This window comes from Streptomyces sp. NPDC049040 (genome assembly GCF_043197715.1).
Lineage (GTDB): Bacteria > Actinomycetota > Actinomycetes > Streptomycetales > Streptomycetaceae > Actinacidiphila.
This window is the reverse complement of the sequence record NZ_JBICTO010000003.1, coordinates 294,819-313,858: the sequence shown is the minus strand read 5'-3', so window position 1 is coordinate 313,858 and position 19,040 is coordinate 294,819. Positions and strand designations below refer to the sequence as shown.

General features: G+C 74.0%; 14 protein-coding genes and 1 riboswitch. Of the genes, 4 read left to right on the top strand and 10 right to left on the bottom strand.

Annotation, left to right across the window (positions count from 1 at the left end):
• Nucleotides 1–300 precede the first annotated feature (300 nt).
• Together ACGFMP_RS10570 and ACGFMP_RS10565 are read right to left on the bottom strand one after the other, a co-directional pair.
• Complete coding sequence (locus ACGFMP_RS10570; RefSeq protein ID WP_393671673.1) at nucleotides 301–1,875, bottom strand: hypothetical protein; 1,575 nt, start codon at nucleotides 1,873–1,875, stop codon at nucleotides 301–303.
• Nucleotides 1,876–2,022: 147 nt separating this feature from the next.
• Entirely contained in the window at nucleotides 2,023–2,217 is a 195-nt protein-coding gene (locus tag ACGFMP_RS10565; RefSeq protein ID WP_073502384.1) for a hypothetical protein, read from the bottom strand.
• Between the two features lie 269 nt (nucleotides 2,218–2,486).
• On the opposite strand from ACGFMP_RS10565, the gene ACGFMP_RS10560 reads away from it, so the two are divergent.
• From ACGFMP_RS10560 to ACGFMP_RS10550, 3 genes are all read left to right on the top strand, one after another.
• Nucleotides 2,487–3,116, top strand: coding sequence for a uridine kinase (locus ACGFMP_RS10560; protein WP_393671672.1), 630 nt, complete (start codon nucleotides 2,487–2,489; stop codon nucleotides 3,114–3,116).
• A 73-nt stretch (nucleotides 3,117–3,189) separates the two neighbouring features.
• Nucleotides 3,190–4,206, top strand: coding sequence for a GNAT family N-acetyltransferase (locus ACGFMP_RS10555; protein WP_393671671.1), 1,017 nt, complete (start codon nucleotides 3,190–3,192; stop codon nucleotides 4,204–4,206).
• A 388-nt stretch (nucleotides 4,207–4,594) separates the two neighbouring features.
• A riboswitch (cyclic di-AMP (ydaO/yuaA leader) is annotated at nucleotides 4,595–4,785 on the top strand.
• A 5-nt stretch (nucleotides 4,786–4,790) separates the two neighbouring features.
• Nucleotides 4,791–5,615 (top strand): peptidoglycan DD-metalloendopeptidase family protein, encoded by an 825-nt coding sequence (locus ACGFMP_RS10550; RefSeq protein WP_393671670.1) that lies wholly within the window; start codon nucleotides 4,791–4,793, stop codon nucleotides 5,613–5,615.
• A 99-nt stretch (nucleotides 5,616–5,714) separates the two neighbouring features.
• Here the strand turns inward: ACGFMP_RS10550 and ACGFMP_RS10545 are convergent, their stop codons facing one another.
• From ACGFMP_RS10545 to ACGFMP_RS10525, 5 genes are all read right to left on the bottom strand, one after another.
• Nucleotides 5,715–8,462: an AAA family ATPase gene (locus ACGFMP_RS10545; protein ID WP_393671669.1), complete on the bottom strand. Its 2,748-nt coding sequence runs from the start codon at nucleotides 8,460–8,462 to the stop codon at nucleotides 5,715–5,717.
• Between the two features lie 9 nt (nucleotides 8,463–8,471).
• The gene (locus tag ACGFMP_RS10540) at nucleotides 8,472–9,293 is read right to left on the bottom strand and encodes a phytanoyl-CoA dioxygenase family protein (protein ID WP_393671667.1); all 822 of its coding nucleotides are present in this window, start codon (nucleotides 9,291–9,293) and stop codon (nucleotides 8,472–8,474) included.
• A 57-nt stretch (nucleotides 9,294–9,350) separates the two neighbouring features.
• Nucleotides 9,351–10,502 carry a transcription termination factor Rho gene (rho, locus tag ACGFMP_RS10535; protein WP_393671666.1) on the bottom strand — a complete coding sequence of 384 codons (1,152 nt, stop codon included), beginning with the start codon at nucleotides 10,500–10,502 and terminating at the stop codon, nucleotides 9,351–9,353.
• 329 nt (nucleotides 10,503–10,831) lie between these two features.
• On the bottom strand, nucleotides 10,832–12,028 hold the full coding sequence (locus tag ACGFMP_RS10530) for a D-alanyl-D-alanine carboxypeptidase family protein (RefSeq protein WP_393671665.1): 1,197 nt from the start codon (nucleotides 12,026–12,028) through the stop codon (nucleotides 10,832–10,834).
• A gap of 121 nt (nucleotides 12,029–12,149) precedes the next feature.
• Entirely contained in the window at nucleotides 12,150–13,160 is a 1,011-nt protein-coding gene (locus ACGFMP_RS10525) for an MsnO8 family LLM class oxidoreductase (RefSeq protein WP_393672136.1), read from the bottom strand.
• 199 nt (nucleotides 13,161–13,359) lie between these two features.
• Between ACGFMP_RS10525 and ACGFMP_RS10520 the strand changes: the two genes are divergently transcribed.
• On the top strand, nucleotides 13,360–14,634 hold the full coding sequence (locus tag ACGFMP_RS10520; protein ID WP_393671664.1) for a transglycosylase family protein: 1,275 nt from the start codon (nucleotides 13,360–13,362) through the stop codon (nucleotides 14,632–14,634).
• A 24-nt stretch (nucleotides 14,635–14,658) separates the two neighbouring features.
• Here the strand turns inward: ACGFMP_RS10520 and ACGFMP_RS10515 are convergent, their stop codons facing one another.
• The 3 genes from ACGFMP_RS10515 to ACGFMP_RS10505 form a co-directional block, all read right to left on the bottom strand.
• Nucleotides 14,659–15,312 carry a phosphatase PAP2 family protein gene (locus ACGFMP_RS10515; protein ID WP_393671662.1) on the bottom strand — a complete coding sequence of 218 codons (654 nt, stop codon included), beginning with the start codon at nucleotides 15,310–15,312 and terminating at the stop codon, nucleotides 14,659–14,661.
• 106 nt (nucleotides 15,313–15,418) lie between these two features.
• Nucleotides 15,419–16,423: an aldo/keto reductase family protein gene (locus ACGFMP_RS10510; RefSeq protein WP_393671661.1), complete on the bottom strand. Its 1,005-nt coding sequence runs from the start codon at nucleotides 16,421–16,423 to the stop codon at nucleotides 15,419–15,421.
• A gap of 44 nt (nucleotides 16,424–16,467) precedes the next feature.
• Complete coding sequence (locus ACGFMP_RS10505; protein WP_393671659.1) at nucleotides 16,468–18,831, bottom strand: discoidin domain-containing protein; 2,364 nt, start codon at nucleotides 18,829–18,831, stop codon at nucleotides 16,468–16,470.
• Nucleotides 18,832–19,040 lie beyond the last annotated feature (209 nt).

The following is a 19,040-nucleotide window of genomic DNA, read 5'->3' as shown; positions in this document are numbered from 1 at the left end:
CGGCCGGGTGGGGGCGTTCGGTCCGTGCCGGATCTCCCGCCGGTGGTGGGTTGTTCGCGCCGTTCCTCGCGTCCCTTTGGGGTGCGCTCTTGGGGGGTGCGGGTTGTTGCCGGCCGGGTGGGGGTGTTCGGTCCGTGCCGGGTCTCCCGCCGGTGGTGGGTTGCTCGCGCCGTTCCTCGCGCCCCTTTGGGGGTGCCCTCTTGGGGGGTGCGGGTTTTTGCCCGCCGGGTGGGGGGTTTGGGCCGTGCCGGACCACCGGGCCGGTGGTGGGTTGTTCGTGCCGTTCGTCGCGTCCCTGGGTCAGGTCAGGTCGGCGACGGTGCGGATGACGGCTTCCTTGCGGAGGGACGCCGGTTCCGGGTCGGGGGTCGGGGCGGCGCCCGGGAGGAGGGCGAGGACGGCCTCGCGCTGGGGCGGGGTCGTCTCGTCGTCGTACGGGTCGGGGGTCGCCGGGACCTGGAGGCGCAGGACCGGCCCGGTGCCGAGCCGCGCGTATCCGCGGCCCGGGGGGACGTCGGCGGCCGGCGTGGTGCGCTGGGCGGCGCCCAGCACCGCCTCGACGTGCTCCGGCGCGAGCCGGCCCAGCACCACCCGCGCCCGGGTGTGCGCGATCACCACCGGGGCCAGCGCCTCCGTCGCGTCGAGCTGGTCGGCGACGGCGACGGCGACACTGGCCGTACGCCCGTGCCGCAACGGCACGTCCAGCAGCAGTTGCGGATCGGGCCGCCCTTCCGCCAGCGCCAGCTGGCTCAGCGCGGTCGGCCGGTCGACCAGGATCCACAGCGGCCTGCGGGCGTCCTCGTCCACCGGCCGCCCCTCCTGCCGGGCGCGGTTGACCGCGATGAGCCGGCGCTCGGTCTCGTGCGCGGCCCATTCCAGGGTGGCGGCGGCGCCGAGCAGCCCGTCCTCGACGGCGAGCACCCCGGGGCGCCCGGTCAGGCACGCGTACTCGCCGGTGCCGCTGCCGTCCACGATGACGACGTCGCCGTGCACCAGCGACTGCAGCGCGATGGACCGCAGCAGGCTCGTCGTGCCGGTCCCGGGCTGGCCGAGCGCCAGCAGGTGCGGCTCGGTGGAGCGCGCGCCGGTGCGCCACACCACCGGTGGCGCGTCCCTGGTCTCCTCGCCGCCGCCGGCGACCGGTACGGTCCGCGGCATCGCGTCCGCGTCGGTGAAGCCGAGCACGGTCTCGCCGGGCGCGGTGACGAACCGCTGGGCGACGATGTCGGTGGGCAGTGGCGGCAGTGCGGTGAGGGTGAGCTGGTTGTCCTCCTCGTTCCAGTCGAAGCGGTACTCCCTGCCCCGCCCGGCCTTGGCGTGCAGCAGCTGCTCGACCCGGGTCCGCGATTCGACCTCCCCGTCGGTGAAGTACGCGGGGTAGCGCAGGTGCAGCCGCACCAGCCGGCCGTCCGCGAAGTCGAAGGAGGTGAAGGCCTTCGCCCAGCTGCCGTCGTAGGTGTAGAGCGGCGCGGGGTCGGCGGGGTCGGAAAGGTAGGGCACCAGCGCCTCGTACAGCGACTGGAGCCGCCCGGCCTCCGCCTCGCCGGGGCCGGCCGGAGCGGCGGCCGCGCTGTCCCGGCCCATCCACGCCGCGGACGCCACGACCGCGGCGATGGCCAGCAGCGGGCCGTACGGCATCATCACCAGCACCACCACCCCGGCGGCGGCCAGCAGCAGTGCGGGCCCGCGCCGGTCCTTGGGGGTGCGGTTCCACCAGCCGCCGGTCCAGGACGCCTGGCGGCGCATGCCGCGGGCGATGGTGATCACCGGGTGCAGCACGTCGGAGGCGCCGTCGGCGGCGCTGCGCGCCATGTCGCGACCGCGGACGAGCGCCGGTCGGCTGCTCAGGATGCTGGGAAGAGGACGCCTGGCCACGGTTGCTCCATGGGGTGGTTCGGGTGCGGGGACCGCGGGGGAGGCGCGGCGGTGCGGTGGGGGACGGATCGAAAGCGACCCGGGAGCGGGGCGGCCGCTCCCGGGTCTGCGGGTGACATACCTCGTGCCGTCTGCCGGGACGGCCCGTCAGATCCTGATCCCGCCCAGCAGGCCGGCCAGGCTCGCGCCGCCCGCCGTGATGCTCGGAGCGATGGCGGTACTCGCCAGGTAGAAGCCGAAGAGGGCGCTGACGATGCCGTGGGACACCTTCAGCCCGTCCTTGCGGAAGAACAGGAAGACGATGACGCCGAGCAGTACGACGCCGGAGATGGACAGGATCATGGGCTTTCTCCTGGGTGATGGGGACGGTCACCATGAGTTCTTCAAGGGTCACAAAAAGTCGCGATTCCCGCTCGGTGGCAAACGGGTGATTCGCCGAGGATCGCCCCAGGCGAGCGGGGTCCCGCGGGCCCGGACCGGTCCGCGCGCCGCCGCCGGTCCCGCCCGACGGGGTGGGCCCGGGGCGCGGTCCGCGCGCCGCCCCCGTCCCGCCCGGCGGGGCGGCCCCGGCCGCCCGCCGCGCAGGCGACCCGCTCCGGCAGGATGGCCGTGTGCAGCTCACCCCGATCACCTGGCCCCGGCTCGCGGAAGCCCTCGCCGACCGGATCGCCTCGGCCCCGCCGCCCGCGGGCCCCTGGTGGCGTGTCGCGGTGGACGGCGCGCCCGCGGCCGGCACCGCCGACCTCGCCGACGCGCTGGCCGCCGCACTGCCCGCGCTCGGCCACCCGGTGCTGCGGGTGCGGGCCCAGGGCTTCTGGCGGCCCGCGTCGCAGCGCCTGGAGTACGGGCACGAGGACGTGGACGCGTACTACCAGCTCTGGCTGGACACCGGTGCGCTGCGCCGCGAGGTGCTCGAACCGCTCGGGCCGGCCGGCAGCGGGCGCGCCCTGCCGTCGCTGCGCGACCCCGGCACCGACCGCTCCACCCGGGCGGACTACGTGGCGCTGCCGCCCGGCGGGGTCCTGGTGCTGGACGGACCGCTGCTGCTCGGCCAGGGTCTGCCGCTGGATCTGACGGTCCATCTGCGGCTGTCGGAGGGCGCGCTGCGGCGGCGTACGGAGCCGGCCGAGCACTGGACGCTGCCCGCCTACGAGCGGTACGCCCGTGAGGCGCTGCCGGAAGAGAGCGCCGATGTCCTGGTACGTGCCGACGACCCGCGGCATCCGGCGTGGACCGGCTGACGGCGCGGCACGGTCCCGCACCCCGGACCGCCTTGCCGTGGGGGTACGCGCCCCGCTAGCGTCCTCGAACACCATGACTGTCGCCACCGCGCCGCTGACCGCCGAGCACATACCCCTGGCCGTGCAGCGCTACGACCGCTGGTTCTCGCGCGCCCGGCGTCCCCCCTCCCAGCGGTCCTGGCTGGCCGACGGACCCGTGCGCGGCGACGAGCTGGTGGGCAAGCTGCACGCCGTCCCGGGTCTCGAGGCGTGCCGCGCCCTCGACGGCGACGGCAATCTGATCGGCTACCTCGCCGCCCAGCCGGTCACCCTCTCCCCGGACGACCCGGCGGCGCTGCGCACCCACCCGCGCTCCGCCCTGGTCCCCTACGGCGGCCACGCGCTGCCGGGCGGGCGGGAGACCGAGGTGCTGCGGTCGCTCTACGCCAAGGTCGCGGAGCGGCTGGTCGCCGACCGCCGCCTGGTGCACTACGTGCAGGTGCCCGCCGGGGAGGTCGCCACCGCCCCCTGGGCGGACCTGGGCTTCGGGCGCGAGCTGGTGCACGGCCTGATGGCGGTCAAGGCCAGGGGCCGCCAGCCGCGCGGCGTCGACGGCCTCGGCATCAGGCGGGCCGGTCCCGGCGACCTGCCGCAGGTGGGCCGGATGGCCGCCGAGTCGTCGCGGCGGCAGCGCGAGTCGGCGATGTTCCAGCCCCAGCCGGAGGGCGCGCTCGCCGCGCTGCGGCTGCACTACGCCGACGCGCTCGCCGACCCGCGCTGCGGTGCCTGGATCGCCTCCCGCAGGGGTGAGGAGATCGCCATGGTGCTGCTCGTCCCCGCCGTCCCTGACCCGGTGATACCGGAGTCCTGTGTCGAACTCGCCGAGGCGTACGTGGAGCCTTCCGCACGGGGCGAGGGCATCAGCCGGGTGCTGGTGGCGACCGCGCTTGCGTGGGCGTACGACAACGGCCACCGCTACATGTCGGCCCGCTGGCACTCCGCCTCGCCGCTGGCCGCCGGGCACTGGCCCGCGGTCGGCTTCCGGCCGGTCGGCTACCGGCTCAGCAGGAATCTCGACGCGCGGATCGGCGGGGCGCCGGGGAGTTACTGAAGCGGCGGCTGACGTGCCGTCGGCTGCAATTCAGGTCATAGGTCAAAATCCGGTGCAATTCCGGCATTTCGCAGTGAGGTGGCTCACTGTCCCGCCGTCGAGTGACAGGCGTCACCGCGGGAACACGGTCCGGCTTCCCCGCGACACCCACTGTTCCCGACCTGCCCCGTTTGTCACCCCTCGCCCCTCGATGGTCCACCCGCCGTGACGGCCGCGCACACGTACCGCCGTACCGGGATGGCGAGGAGTAACCGCCGGTACGGGCGGAATGGTGCGGCATGCCGCGTTTGGTTGCCCGCCGCTCCGGGGGTCGTCTAGCTTCGCCGTACCGCGGGCAGGACGCCCGCGGCATCCGCCGGGCGGGACGCCGAATCCTGCCGCCGCCCGGTACCGGGAACAGCCGAGCAACTCAGGGCAGGAGCGGGGGACCCAGGCAAGCCGCCGTCCGGGAGCACCGGACGGCTCGGGGTGAAGCCGCGCCGCCGTACGCGCAACCGCACAGCGCGGACACGGCGGGACGCGGCCGGGCATCTCCTGCCCGAACCCGACAGCTCACCTCGCAGGCGTAGGAGAGGAATTCCCCCATGCCCGCAAAGGGACAGCACCGCAAGCCCCGCTCGCTCAACAGCCTCACCCGGGTGTGCATCGCCGCCGGCACCGGAGGCGTCGCCCTCGCGCTGCCGCTGGTCACCGTCGGCCACGCGTCCGCCGCGGAGCCGGCCAAGGCGTCCGCCGCCGTGTCGGCCAAGGCCCAGTACACCGTGGCCCCCGGCGACACCCTGTCGAAGATCGCCACCGCCCACCACGTCAAGGGCGGCTGGAAGGCGCTGTACAAGGCCAACGAGAAGGTCATCGGCACCAACCCGAGCCTGATCCGCCCCGGCCTGCACCTCACGCTGAACACCGCCCCGGTCAAGGCCGCGCCCGCCCCGGCGAAGAAGGCCGCCCCGGCCCCGGCGAAGAAGGCCGCGCCCGCCGCTGCCAAGAAGGCCGTCAGCTCCAGCGGCTACACCAAGCCGGTCGGCGACGCGGCCATCGGCACCCCGTACCACGCCCAGGGCTCCAACTGGTCGTCCGGCTACCACACCGGTGTCGACTTCCTGGTCTGGAGCGGCACCCCGGTCCACTCCGTCGCCGCGGGCACCGTGATCCACGCGGGCGCGGACGGCTCCTACGGCAACGACGTGATCATCCGGCACGCCGACGGCAAGTACACCCTGTACGGCCACCTGACCAACCCGGTCGTCTCGGTCGGCCAGACCGTCACCGCGGGCCAGGAGATCGGCATATCCGGCGCCACCGGCAACGTCACGGGCCCGCACCTGCACTTCGAGGTGCGCACCACCCCCGACTACGGCTCCGACATCGACCCGGTCGCCTACCTCGCCGCGCACGGCGTCACCATCTGATCCACCCGACGCCCCAGGACGTGCCCGCCCGGTCTTCACCACCGGGCGGGCACCGCCGTTTCCCGGCCGCCGTCCCTGTACGGCCGGCGCCTTCCGCGATCAGTCGAACAGCCCGGCCAGTTCACCGCGGGAGACCACGCCGAGCTTCGGATACGCCTTGTAGAGGTGGTAGCCGACGGTCCGCGGGCTCAGGAACAGCCGGGCCGCGATGTCCTTGTTGGACAGCCCTTCCGCGGCGAGCCGTACGATCTGCGACTCCTGCGGGGTGAGCCCCGCAGCCGCGTCCACCGGGCCGCTCTCCCGGCCCGCCTCTGGCACCGCACCGCCCGCCGCGCCCAGCTCACCGCGGGCCCGGTCCGCCCACGGGCGCGCGCCGAGCCTCTCGAAGGCGTCGAGGGCGCCGCGCAGCCGCACCCTGGCCTCGTTCTTGCGCCGCGCCCGCCGCAGCCACTCCCCGTACAGCAGCTCCGTGCGGGCCGACTCCATGGCGCGCCGGTGCGGGTCGTGCGCCGCCAGCGCATCGAGGAAGTAGGCCTCCGCCTCCGCGTCCGGCGCCCGCAGGGCCCGGCAGCGGGCCACCAGCGCCGCCGCCCACTGCTGCCCGGTGCGCGCCGCCCACGCCTCGAACCGGGCGAAGGATGCGTCCGCCCGCCCGGGCACGCCGAGCCGGACCGCCGCCTCCACCAGGTCGGGCACGCTGCGGGTCGCGCAGATGTGATGGCGCACCGACTCCTCGCCGAGCAGCGCGAACCGGTCGAGCGCCGCCCGTGCCCGGCCGAGCCCCAGCTCCAGCAGGCCCTGCGACCAGTACGCCCATGGGGCGCCCGGCGCCATCGCCGTACCCGAGCCGCCCGCCAGCGCCGCGTCCACCAGCCGGCGGCAGCCGTCCTCGTCGCCGCGCACCGCCGCGATGTGCGCCAGGGCGCTGCTCAGCTGGCTCACCCACTGGCGCTGCCCGGTGTCGGCGGCGATCCGCAGCCCCTCGGCGGCGGTCGCCGCCGCGTCGTCGAAGCGGCCGTCGAAGATCTCCGCCTCCGCCCGGAAGAACATGATCGTGGTGAGCCGCCCCACCCCGCCGCTCTCCCGGCTCTCCGCGGCGAGTGCCGTCGTCAGCTCGTGCGACTGCGCGTCCTGGCCCAGTGTCAGGCCCACCCCGCAGAGCATCACCAGGTCCCGCGGGTCGACCCGGCCGCCGTGCGCCGCCCTGGCCGCCGCACCCGCCTCACCGACGTCGGGCGGCACCCGCCCGGCCGCGTCACGTCCGAGGGCGCCGGTCAGGAAGCGGGCGACCGGCAGGATCGCGGCGTCCGCCGGCAGGTCGAGCGCGGCCAGCCGCTCGACGGTGTCCGCGACCTCGTCGGCGCCGAGATACCAGGCGGTGTGCGTGGCCTGCACCAGCATCCGCGCCGCCCGCGCGGGATCGCCCGCCGCGGCCAGGCCTGCCCCCTCGGTGAGCAGCCGGTGCGCCCCGGGGAAGTCGCCCTCCCAGAAGCCGGCCAGGCCGCGGACGTGCAGCGACCGCGCCATTGCCTGCCCCGCGGCGTCACCGCCCGCGGCTGCGGCCGAGCGGGCGGCGAGCTCCGCGAAGGAGCGGGCCCGCGGGATCTCGCCGGCCTCCGAGGCGGACTCGGCGGCCAGCAGCAGGCGGCGCAGCCGGGCCCGCGGGTCGGTGCTGAGGCGGGCGGCCCTGTCGTAGGCGGCGGCCGCGGCGGTGTGGCCGCTGCGCTCCCTGGCCCGGCCCGCGGTCTCCTCCAACGCGGTCGCCACGTCCTCGTCCGGCCCTGTCGCCGCGGCGGCCAGGTGCCACGCCCGGTGGTCGGGGTCGCGCTCCGGATCGGCGGCGCCGGCCAGGGCGCGATGAGCGGCGAGGCGTTCCGGCAGCGCGGCCCGCTGGTGGATCGCCGCCCGCACCAGCGGGTGGCGGAAGCGCAGGTCGGTGCCCTCGACGGTGACCAGCCCGCTGTCCTGAGCGGGCGGCAGGTCCGCGACCCCCGCGCCCAGGGCCTCCGCGGCCCGCAGGATCGTCCCCAGCTCGCCCGTGTGGTCGGCTGCGGCCACCAGCAGCAGCGTCTGGGTGCCCCGCGGCAGATGGCTGACCCGGCCGTGGAAGGCCAGTTGCAGCCTGCTGGTCAGCGGCAGCGTCCCCGCCGCCGCGGCGCCCTGGTCGGCGGCGCGCAGCCCGACCGGCAGTTCGAGCAGCGCCAGCGGATTGCCCTGGGCCTCGGCGAGCACCCGGCGGCGTACCGGCTCGGCGAGCGTGCCCGTCCGGTCGGCGAGCAGCGCCGTCGCCGCCGCCTCGTCCAGCGGGGCCGGGCGCAGCTCGGTCAGTCCTGCGGCGGCGAAGGCGCCCTCGCCGTCCCGTGCGGCGAAGACCATCGCGATCCCCTCCGCGTCCAGCCGCCGGGCCGCGAAGAGCAGCGCGTCCGCCGACGCCCGGTCCAGCCACTGCGCGTCGTCCACGACGCACAGCAGCGGTCCTTCCCCCGCGTGCTCCGACAGCAGCGACAGCACCGCGAGCCCGACGAACATCGGCTCGCCCGCCCCCTCCGCCGCGAGCCCGAACGCCGCCCGCAGCGCCCGCCGCTGCGGCTCGGGCAGCGCGTCCAGCTGCCCCATGGCCGTACGCAGCAGCAACTGGAGTCCGGCGAAGGGTAGTTCGGCCTCGAACTCGACGCCGGAGCCGCGTACCACCGTCATGTCGCTGGCCGCGCCCGCCATGTCGTCGAGCAGCGCGGTCTTGCCGATACCGGCCTCCCCGCGCAGCACCAGCACCCCGCTTCGCCCGTCCCGCGCGCCATCCAGCAGTGCGCGCAGCGCGGCGGCTTCCCCTTCCCGTCCGTGCAGCATGCCGGAACGCTAACCGATCGGTCCGCCGCCGCCGTCCGCACCGAGCCCCCGCCGGATCGCCAGCTCCACCGGCGAGTACGCACCGTCGGCCCGCTCCAGCTCGAACGGCACCGCCGGATGCAGCGGCGGCTGGGCCAGGAAGCGCGGCGCGGTGCCGTGGTTGGGCTGCGCGGCGTGGACCAGGAAGGGATGGCAGAGGAAGACGTCGCCCGCGCGGCCGGTGGCCAGTGCGACCTGGCGGTGGTCACTGGCGGCCACCAGCGCTGGTGCCAGCGCGAGCCCGGAGACGCCCGCCTCGCCGTACGGGGCGAGCAGCGGCGGCATGTCGAGGTGCGAACCGACCCGGATGCGGGTCGGCGCGTTGCCCTCGTCCACATCGGTGAACAGGAACAGCATCAGCAGCGCCCGGTCCCGCGACCGCAGGTTGGTGAAGAACCAGTCGGCACCCTCCGGCAGATAGCTGCCCTCGATGTGCCAGCCGGCGTCGTCAGGCTCCTCCTGGTGCGGGAAGCGCAGCGGAAACGAGCCGAGTGACGTGCGCGGCACCCAGCGCCCCGCGCCGACCAGGAGGTCGAACGCGGCATGCAGGGCCGGGGTGTTGGCCGCGTCCACGAAAGGCTGCTGCGCCATCCCGCCCACCCAGTGCACCGGCCGGGTCCAGGTCGCCGGGTCCTGCGGATCGCAGCCGGTCTCCTGCCACAGCAGCGCCGCGCAGTCCCGCGCCGTCGCGGTCGTGAAGGCCCCCTCGAGCCTGACGAAGCCGTCCCGCAGGAAGGCCTCCACCAAGGCCCTGCCGCCGTCGTCCCCGCCGAGCACAGCATCCGCATCCATGGGCCCGATCATCACGCGGCACGGCCGGCGCGGGCCACCGGATTTCGCCGAGCGGGATCAGTCGTGGGCGGGCAGGGTGCCGTGCACCTGGCGCAGGAAGGCCGCGTTGTCCGGTGTCCTGCGCAGCTTGTCGAGCAGCACGTCGAGGCCGGACTGCGCGTCCCTGCCGTGCAGCACCTGGCGCAGGCCGCGCACCACGGGCAACTCGGCCGCCGACAAGAGCAGTTCCTCGCGCCGGGTGCCGGAAGCGGTCACGTCCACCGCGGGGAAGACCCGCCGCTCGGCCAGCGAACGGTCCAGGTGCAGCTCCATGTTGCCGGTGCCCTTCAACTCCTCGTAGAAGAAGTTGTCGGCCCGGGAGCCGGTGTCGACCAGCGCGGTCGCCAGGATGGTCAGCGAACCGCCCTCCTCCGCCAGCCGCGCCGCCCCGAACAGCCGCTTCGGCGCGAGGAGTGCGGCCGCGTCCACACCGCCGGAGAGCGTACGGCCGCTGCTCGCGCCCGCCGTGTTGTGCGCCCGGCACAGGCGGGTCAGCGAGTCCAGCAGGATCACCACGTCCTGCCCCATTTCCACCAGGCGCTTGGCCCGCTCCACCGCCAGTTCGGCCAGCGCGATGTGCTCCTTCGCCGGCCGGTCGAAGGTCGAGGAGAGCACCTCGCCGCGCACGCTGCGCCGCATGTCGGTGACCTCCTCGGGGCGTTCGTCCAGCAGCACCACCATCAGGTGGCACTCCGGGTGGTTGGCGGCGATCGCCGCCGCGATGTTCTGCAGCAGGATGGTCTTGCCCGCCTTCGGCGGGGCCACGATCAGGCCGCGCTGGCCCTTGCCGACCGGTGAGATCAGGTCCATCAGCCGCCCGGACAGCGCGCCGGAGCCCTTGAGCAGCGGGCTTTCCAGGCGCAGCCGCTCCCGGGGGTGAAGCGGCGTCAGTTCGGCGAAGTGCGGCCGGCCGCGCTGCGCGGGAGCGCCGTTGACGAGCAGCACCTCGCCGAGGGCGCCGGGCCGTGCGGCCGTGCCCTCCACCAGGTCGCCCTTGCGAAGTCCCGACCTGCGGATCTGTGCGGCGGAGACCTGGATGTCGCCGGACGACGCGTGCCAGCCTGAGGTGCGCAGGCGGCCTTGGCCGCCGGCGCCCTGGATGTCGAGGACACCCGCCACCCGGGCGGATGTCGGCGGCCGTACGTCCGGCCGCTGGAGAGTGTCTGTCATGGAAGTCGTCCTTTCGCGGACGGAAGAGGAGTGTGCGGCGCGAGCGGACTCGTCACGCTCCGCGGACCGCGGACATCACCCGGTGGCCCGGGCCGTGGCATTCGGCCACGGCGCTGGGGGCGAACCGGCGCACTTCGCTGCGCGTGGGGCTGTGGGGAACCGCACGCTCACGACTGCGGAAGGGGTCCACCTGGCCGGACGCGATCGCTGCCGGGCGGTGGGAATCGGGAACCAGCACCGGCGCCGCTAAGCAGAGGGCGCAGACATGTGCTGATCGCACTGTAGCACGCGATCCGCCGCGGCCGGCAGGCCGACGCGCATCCCGGCGGTCACCGGTTGCGGCCGCCGCCCGCCTTGCGCCGCAGCAGCAGCACGGATCCGGCCGCCAGCACGGCGAGGCCGCCGCCCACGTACCAGGCACGCGCGGAGGCGCCGGACGAACGCTCGGCGGGCGCGGGCGCCGGGTGCGGCGCCTGCGCGGCGGGCGCCGGGGCCTGCGCGGTGATGCCCTTGAGGTGGTAGGCGGTCGGCGCGGCGTTCAGGGTGCCGACGGAGGCGGTGTGCCCCGCGGCGGCGAAGCCCCAGTCGAGCAGCTTGCCCGCCTCCTTGTACACCGCCTGCGGCAGGCCCGACTGCGGGTTCATCACGGTGACGATGAGCGTCCTGCCCTGCCGCTCCGCGGCGGCGACCAGTGTGTTGCCCGCGTTGGTGGTGTAGCCGTTCTTCACCCCGACCAGCCCCGGATACGGGGTGACGCCGCCCGCTCCGGTCAGCAGCCGGTTGGTGTTCTGGATGCCGAACGACTTCACGAAGACGCCGTGCGCGTCGTAGCCGCCGGGGAACTGCGCGCTCGCCGTCGAGGCGTAGGCGGCGAAGTCGGGGTTGCCCAGGCCCGCGCGGGCGAACAGCGCCAGGTCGTAGGCCGACGAGACCTGGCCCGGGTTGTCGTAGCCGTCGGGCGAGACGACCTGCGTGTCGTCCGCGCCCAGCATCTTGGCCTTGGCCTGCATCTGGGCCACCGTCAGCGGAACCGAGCCGTTCATGTGCGCCAGGACGTGCACCGCGTCGTTGCCGGACGCGAGGAAGACGCCGCGCCACAGGTCGGCGACCGTGTACGTCTGGCCGGCCTGCACGCCGACCATGCTGCTGCCCGCCCCGATGCCGGTCAGGTCGCCCTCGGTGACCGTGTGGGTCCTGTCGGCGGGGAAGCGGGGGAGCACGGTCACCGCGAAGAGCGTCTTGAGCGTGGAGGCCGGCGGCAGTTGCCGGTGCGCGTTCTTCGCGGCGAGGACCTGGCCGGTCGTGGCGTCCGAGACCGTCCACGACAGGGCGGAGATGCCGGACGGCAGTTCGGGCGCGCCGTCCTCGCGCTGCACGTGCACGCCGGGCTCGAACAGCAGCGCCCCGCCGGCCTGCGTGTCGCCCGAGGCCAGCGCCGGCCCCGCGAGCACGGCCAGGAAGCATCCCGCACCGAACACGGCGGCGACGCGGCGGCGGACACGGGTGGCTGCGCGGCGGTTGCTCATACGTTCACCGTATGAATGCCGCTGCTTCGCGGGCGCGGTGACGAGGCCCATCCGGGTCCGCCATGCCACCCCCGGGTGAACGACTGCTCCGACCAGCCCATCCCTGCCCCCGGGAGCGGGGTCAGGACAGCAGGCCGGCCAGCAGGCGGTAGGACTCCAGCAGCCGGGAGCGGTCATAGGTACTGGTCGTGACCAGGAACTCGTCCGCCCCGCTGCGCAGGAGCAGCGACTCCAGCGCGGCGGCGACGTCCTGCGCCGTCCCGTGCACCTGGCCCGCGTCCATGGCCGCGTCGAAGCGGTCCCGCTCCGCGGCGGTCATCGGCATCGACTCGACCGCCTCCGCGGGCACGAGCGGCGGGAAGACGCCGTGGACCCGCGAGTAGGCCGTCGACCAGGCCTCCGGTATCAGCAGCCTGCGGGCATCCGCGGCCGAGGGCGCGACCGCGACCGTACCCGAGAGCACGACATGGGGTGCGCCCGCCCAGCGTGAAGGGCGGAAGGCGGCACGGTAGCGGTCCACCGCCCGCAGCATCGCGTCCTCGCCGCGGATGCCGCCGATCACCAGCGGCAGCCCGAGCTCCGCCGCGAGGTCCGCGCCGCTGCCGGTGGCCAGCAGGAAGGGAGCGGGCCGCAGCCCCTCAGCCGGCCACGCGTGCACCTGGGGGTGGACGGTCTGGTCGCCGGTGAACCAGCCGAGGAGTTCGCCGACCTGCCCGCCGAACCCGTCCGCCGCGTCCTTGTCGTGGCCCAGCGCCCGCCGCACCCCGCCGGTGAATCCGACCGAGCGGCCCAGGCCCATGTCGATCCGGCCCGGGAAGAGCGATTCGAGTACGCCGAACTGCTCGGCGACGACCAGCGGCCGGTGGTTGGGCAGCATCACCCCGCCGGTGCCGACCCGGATCCGCGAGGTCGCCGCGGCGACCGCGGCGGCCAGCACGGTGGGGGCGGAGCCGGCGACGCCCGGCACCCCGTGGTGTTCGGAGACCCAGAAGCGGTGGAAGCCCAGCTTCTCGGCCTCGCGCGCGAAATCCACGGTGTCGCGCAGCGCCCGCGGGCCGTCCTCGCCCTCCCTGGTCCTCGACCGGTCCAGGACGGAGAACGGCGTGTCGCGCAGTACGGAGCTCACCCCCATTCCAACGCTCACGCCCGCCGGTGATTCCCCGCCTCCACCAGGAGGCGTACGAGAGGCGTAGAGGTGGGGCGTACCCGCGCAATGCGCCCTTGTGGCGCGCCCGGGGCGGGCCTACTCTGTGGCCGCCCGGCAATTCGGGCGTACGGCATCCCGGGTCGCCGAGGGCGGCACCGGGCCGGTCCCGGGGAGGACTCGCGCTATGCCCTTACGCGGACGCCACCGCCGATACCGCCCGAGCAGGGTCTCCCAGGCCTCGCTGACCGTCACCGCCGGCGGTGCGGGCCTCGCACTCCCGCTGATCGGTCTGAGTAGCGCGCACGCGGAATCGGCCGGGGTGTGGGACAAGGTCGCCAACTGCGAGTCGTCGGGCAACTGGCACATCAACACCGGCAACGGCTACTACGGCGGCCTCCAGTTCGCGGCCTCCACCTGGAAGTCCTTCGGCGGCGGTGCCTACGCGGCCCGCGCCGACCTGGCCACGAAGAACCAGCAGATAGCGGTCGCGGAGAAGGTGCTGCGCAGCCAGGGCCCTGGCGCCTGGCCGGTCTGCTCGGTCCGGGCCGGGCTGACCCGGGAGGCGGCCTCCGCGTCGCACACCGTGCACGTGCCCGCAGCGAAGATCCGCCCGGTGTCCGCGCACACCGGCGGCGCGAAGGCTCCGGCGAAGAAATCGGCCACGGCGGCACCCGCCAAGGCCCAGGCGAAGGCCCCCGCCAGGACTCCCGCGGCCCACGACCGCTACACCGTCGTGCCCGGTGACACGCTGTCCGGGATCGCCGCCGACCAGCACGTCTCGGGCGGCTGGCCGCGGCTCTACGCCGACAACCGCTCCGTCGTCGGGGGCGACCCGGACCTGATCCTGCCCGGCCAGCGTCTCGCGCTGTCCACCCCGCAGGCCGCGCCCACCAAGGCCGTGCAGAAGGCGGCGCCCAAGCCGAAGCCGGCCCCCAAGGCGGTGCCGAAACCGGCACCCAAGGCGACGCCCAAGCCGAAGCCCGCCCCCAAGGCGGCCCCGAAGAAGACCGCGACCTCCGTATCGGCCCACACCAGGCCCGCCACGGTCACGCACACCGGCTACACCCTGCCGGTGCACGCCTCCCTCGGCACGCCCTACCACGCGTCGGGCAGCCACTGGGCGAGCGGCTACCACACCGGCATGGACTTCCTGGTGCCGACCGGCACCGCCGTGCACTCGGTCGCCGCGGGCAAGGTCGTCACGGCCGGCTGGGGCGGCAGCTACGGCTACCAGGTGGTGATCCGGCACGCCGACGGCCACTACAGCCAGTACGGCCACCTGTCGCAGATCTCCGTCAAGGTCGGGCAGCAGGTCAACGAGGGCCAGCGGATCGCCCGCTCCGGCTCGACCGGGAACGTCACCGGGCCGCATCTCCACTTCGAGATCAGGACCGGTCCTGTCTACGGCGACGACATAGACCCGCTGCGCTACCTGCGCGCCCACGGCGTGTCGGTCTGACGCCGGCCGCCGGGCCGCACGCCGTCAGCCGTCGGCCGTACGGCCGGCGTACGCCGACAGCGGCGGCAGCAGGGCGGTGAGCCAGCACGCGGCGAACAGCCAGCCGCCGAGCACGTCGGACGGCCAGTGCACGCCCAGGTAGACCCGGGTGCAGCCGATCGCGAGTGCCGCGAGACCGCACAACGCGGCCAGTACCCGCCCCAGGGTGCCGGGCCAGGCCCGCAGCAGGCCCCAGGCGAGCAGCGTGGCGGCGATCGCGGATGAGGCGGTGTGCCCCGAGGGGAAGGCGTGCCCGCCGGCGTGCGCCGCCCAGTCCGCGGCGGGCGGCCTGGCCCGGTGCAGGGCCGCCGCGAGCCCGGTGCGCAGCAACTGGCCGACCAGCAGGACCAGCACGGACAGCAGCGCCACCCGCAGCCGGCGCGCGGCGGTGCGCCCGCCGGCCAGCCAGCCGCCGAGCGCGGCGGCCAGATACGGGTAAGGCCCGGTCCCCGCGTCGGTGACGGCGCGGGCGGCGACGGCCATGCCGTGCGGGCGGTGCGCGACGGACCAGTGGTGCGGCCCGGTGTCGAAGCCGTAGGGCGTGCCGTGCCTGGCCAGCACCAGCCAGGCCAGCAGGGCGAAGGCGACGGCGAGCGCGGCGGGCGGCAGCAGCCGGGACCGGCGGAGGCGCAGGGTCATCGAGAAGGTGCCCTTCCCCCGCTGCGGGGACGGCCGTGCGTGCCGGCCGCGGCGGCGGTTGACTACAGATCTGTAGTCAGACTACGCCGCGGCCGGCACGATGACGCTACGGCCGGGCCGTCGGCACGTTCTCGTGCACCTTGAGCGGGTCGGTCACCGCGACCGGCTCCAGGATCTGCTCGATCTTCGCCATGACCTCGGCGTCCAGCCGGACTCCCGACGCCTTGGCGTTCTCCGCGACCTGCTCGGGGCGGGAGGCGCCGACGATCGCCGCCGAGACGTTGCGGTTCTGGAGCACCCAGGCGACCGCGAGCTGCGCGAGCGACAGGCCCGCGTCGGCCGCCAGCGGCTTGAGCTCCTGCACCCTGGCCAGCAGATCGTCCCGCATCCAGCGGCCGATCATGTTGGCGCCGCCCTTGTCGTCGGTGGCCCGGGAACCCGCGGGAGGCTGCTGACCCGGCAGGTACTTGCCGGTGAGCACGCCCTGGGCGACCGGCGAGAACACGATCTGGCCCAGACCCAGCTCCTCCGAGGTCGGTACCACCTCGCCCTCGATGATCCGCCACAGCGCGGAGTACTGCGGCTGGTTGGACACCAGGGGTATCCGCAGCTCGCGGGCCAGCGCGTGGGCGCGGCGGATCTGGTCCGCGGTCCACTCGGAGACGCCGATGTAGTGCGCCTTGCCCGAGTGCACGACGTCGGCGAAGGCCTCCATCGTCTCCTCGAGGGGAGTGAACCGGTCGTATCGGTGGGCCTGGTAGAGGTCGACGTGGTCGGTCTGGAGTCGTCGCAGTGAGTTGTCGATCGACTCCATGATGTGCTTGCGCGACAGGCCCCGGTCGTTGTGACCGGGGCCTGTGGGCCAGAAGACCTTGGTGAGGATCTCCAGGCCCTCGCGGCGCTCACCCTTGAGCGCCCGGCCGAGTACGGACTCCGCGCGGGTCTGCGCGTAGACGTCGGCGGTGTCGAAGGTGGTGATGCCGACGTCCAGCGCGGCGCGTACGCACGCCGTCGCCGCGTCCTCCTCCACCTGGGAGCCGTGGGTGAGCCAGTTTCCGTAGGCGATCTCGCTGACGATCAGGCCGCTGCGGCCGAGGTGACGGTATTCCATGGTGATCGACCTTAATCGTCACCCCGGCGCGCGGAGAAGGCGGCTCAGGAGGTGTAGGCCTCCAGCTCGGAGAGCTGTGCGGCGGGCCAGCCGGTGTTTCCTGTGATGGTGAGTCGCAGGTAGCGGGTGGTGGTGGGGGTCAGGGTGATGGTGGCGGTGTTGCCGGTGGCGGGGTTGAGGGTGTAGCCGGTGGAGGGTTTGAGGGTGGTCCAGGTGCCGTTGTCGGTGGAGCCGAGTACGGAGAGGGTTTCCGTGCGGGTGGCCCAGGCGGTGGCGGGGGGGAGTTTGACGACGACGCGGCCGATGGTCCTGGTGGCGCCGAGGTCGACGGTGAGGGACTGGGGGAAGGCGTTGTTGGTGGATTCCCAGTAGGTGGAGGCGTTGCCGTCGACGGCGTTGCCCGCGGTGTAGACGTCGGCGTGGCCGGTGTCGGTGACCGGGCGGCCCTTGGCCAGGTTCACGTCGGCGGGGGTGGTCGGCGGCGTCGTCGGGGGAGTGGTGGGCGGGGTGGTGGGCGGGGTGGTCGGCGGGGTGGTGCTGCCGCCGGTGGTGCCGCCGCTGCCGCCGGTGGGCACACCGCTGTTGGTCCAGATCGGGGTCGGCCAGGTGCCTGTGCAGGTCTGGCCGGTGTTCCAGCCGGAGTTGCCGCCGCCGTCGGTGATCTGCAGGCCTGTCCCGATGCAGTTGTGGATCGGGGTCGCGGACTGGCCGATGTGCTTGGCGGTGACGTTGATGAAGGTCATCTGCGCCGCGGCCTGCGCCTGGATGGCGTAGGTGCCGGCCCCGTCGATGTTGACGTTCCTCATCGTGACACCGGTGACGCCGGTCTCGATGGACTGGATCGCCTCGTAGGAGCTGTCGAGGATGTCGGTGTCGCTGATCTGGATGTTCGCGTTGACCTGGCCCTGGAGTCCGTCGAACCAGATGGCTCCGACGCCGAACTGCCAGTTGTAGTCGCTGTTCCCGGTCCTGATCAGGGTGTTGCGGGCGGCGGTGATGGTGCCCGCGACCGCGGTGCCCTGTCCGGCGCTGACGCCCGGGTAGCGGTTGGCGATGTGCAGCCCGCCGCCGTTGCTGATGGTGTCGGCCATGACGTTGTCGGACAGATTGAAGTCCTTGCCGCCGTAGGTGACGATGTTGTTCGCCAGGATCGGCAGCACCACCGTGTTGTGGTCGAAGCTGTCGTTCACGTTCGGCACGTTCTCCGGCCACGAGGCCAGGCCGTCGTCACCGACGTTGCGCACGAAGGTGTTGGTGACCGTCGAGTTGGTCACGCCGATGTGGAAGTTGACGCCGTCGGCGGTCGTGTCGAGGATCCGGCTGTTCTTGATGGTGAAGTGGTCCATCGGACCGTCCATCCAGGCGCCGACCTTGACGTGCTGGATCCACAGGTCGTCGACGGTGGAGTTCGACATGGCGCCGCCGATGCCGTTGACCTGGTCGTTGTCCTCGCGCTCCCGGATGTCGCCGATGATGGCGAAGTCCTTGAGCTGCACGTTGGTGCTGGGGCCGCCCTGGTTGGCGTACTTGCCGTAGAAGCCCGCCGCGTTGGACCGGTTCACCGGGTCGCGGCCACCGAAGACGGTGTACCAGGGGCCGGCCCCCTGGACGGTGACGCCGTCGACGATGACATGGCTGTAGAGGGTGTAGTTGCCCTGCGGGACGTAGACGACCTTGCCCTGCGCCTTGCCCGCGTTGACCGCGGCCTGCATCTTGGCGGTCGTGTCGGTCGCGCCGGTCGGGTCGACGCCGTAGTCGGCGACCGCGTCAATGGCCCCCGCCGGCTTGGCGATCGGCGCGCCGACCTGCTCGAAGTCGGCCAGGTCGATGGTGAAGGTCGGCGACTGGGCGGTCGAGGTCACCTGGACCCGGATCTTGGTGCCGGCCGGGTAGGTGGCGCTGAACTTCGTCCTGGCCTCGTCGTAGAAGTGGTGCGGGTTGGTGTCGCCCGGGTTGTTGTTGAACGGGTAACCCCCGTAGTACCAGCTGTACTTCGAGGTCACCGGCAGGGTCTTGACCGACTGCCCGTTGGCCTGCACGTCCAGACTGGCGTCACGGCCCTTGCCGTCCGCGGTGTCCGGCAGGCTGTAGCGCAGCGACATCGCGTTCGCGGGCGCGGTCAGCGTGAACTCGACGTACTGGCCTGCCGCGTTGAGGGTGACCGCCTGGCGCCCCGAGGCCTCGGACGGCAGATGGCCGTAGAGCCGGTCGGGGCCGATCAGGGTGCCGTTGGTGTTGGCGTACTCGGCCTCCAGCTCCTTGAACGGCACGTTCGCGCCGCGGCCGGAGATGCCGACGGGCGACGGCGCGGGCACGCCGCCCGCGGCGTGCGCGGTCGGGGCGCCCACCAGGGTGACGGCGGTCAGCGCCGCGGCGCCCGCCACGGCGAAGGACAGGACGGCCGCCATCCCGCGGCGTCTGATCCGGTGGGGCCGCGGCGAAGCGGAGGGAGCGGCGGTGGAGAGGGGAGGCGTCGGCTGGGGGCCGTGCGGTGGTTGCGACACAGGCGGAGTCCTTGCGGCTCGGGGGTGGGGGGAGGTGGAGCGCCCGGCCGGGGCGCTGGAGAGACTACGAGCGTCGCCGCAGTAAGTCCATGAGTCTGCGCAAAACAGCGATG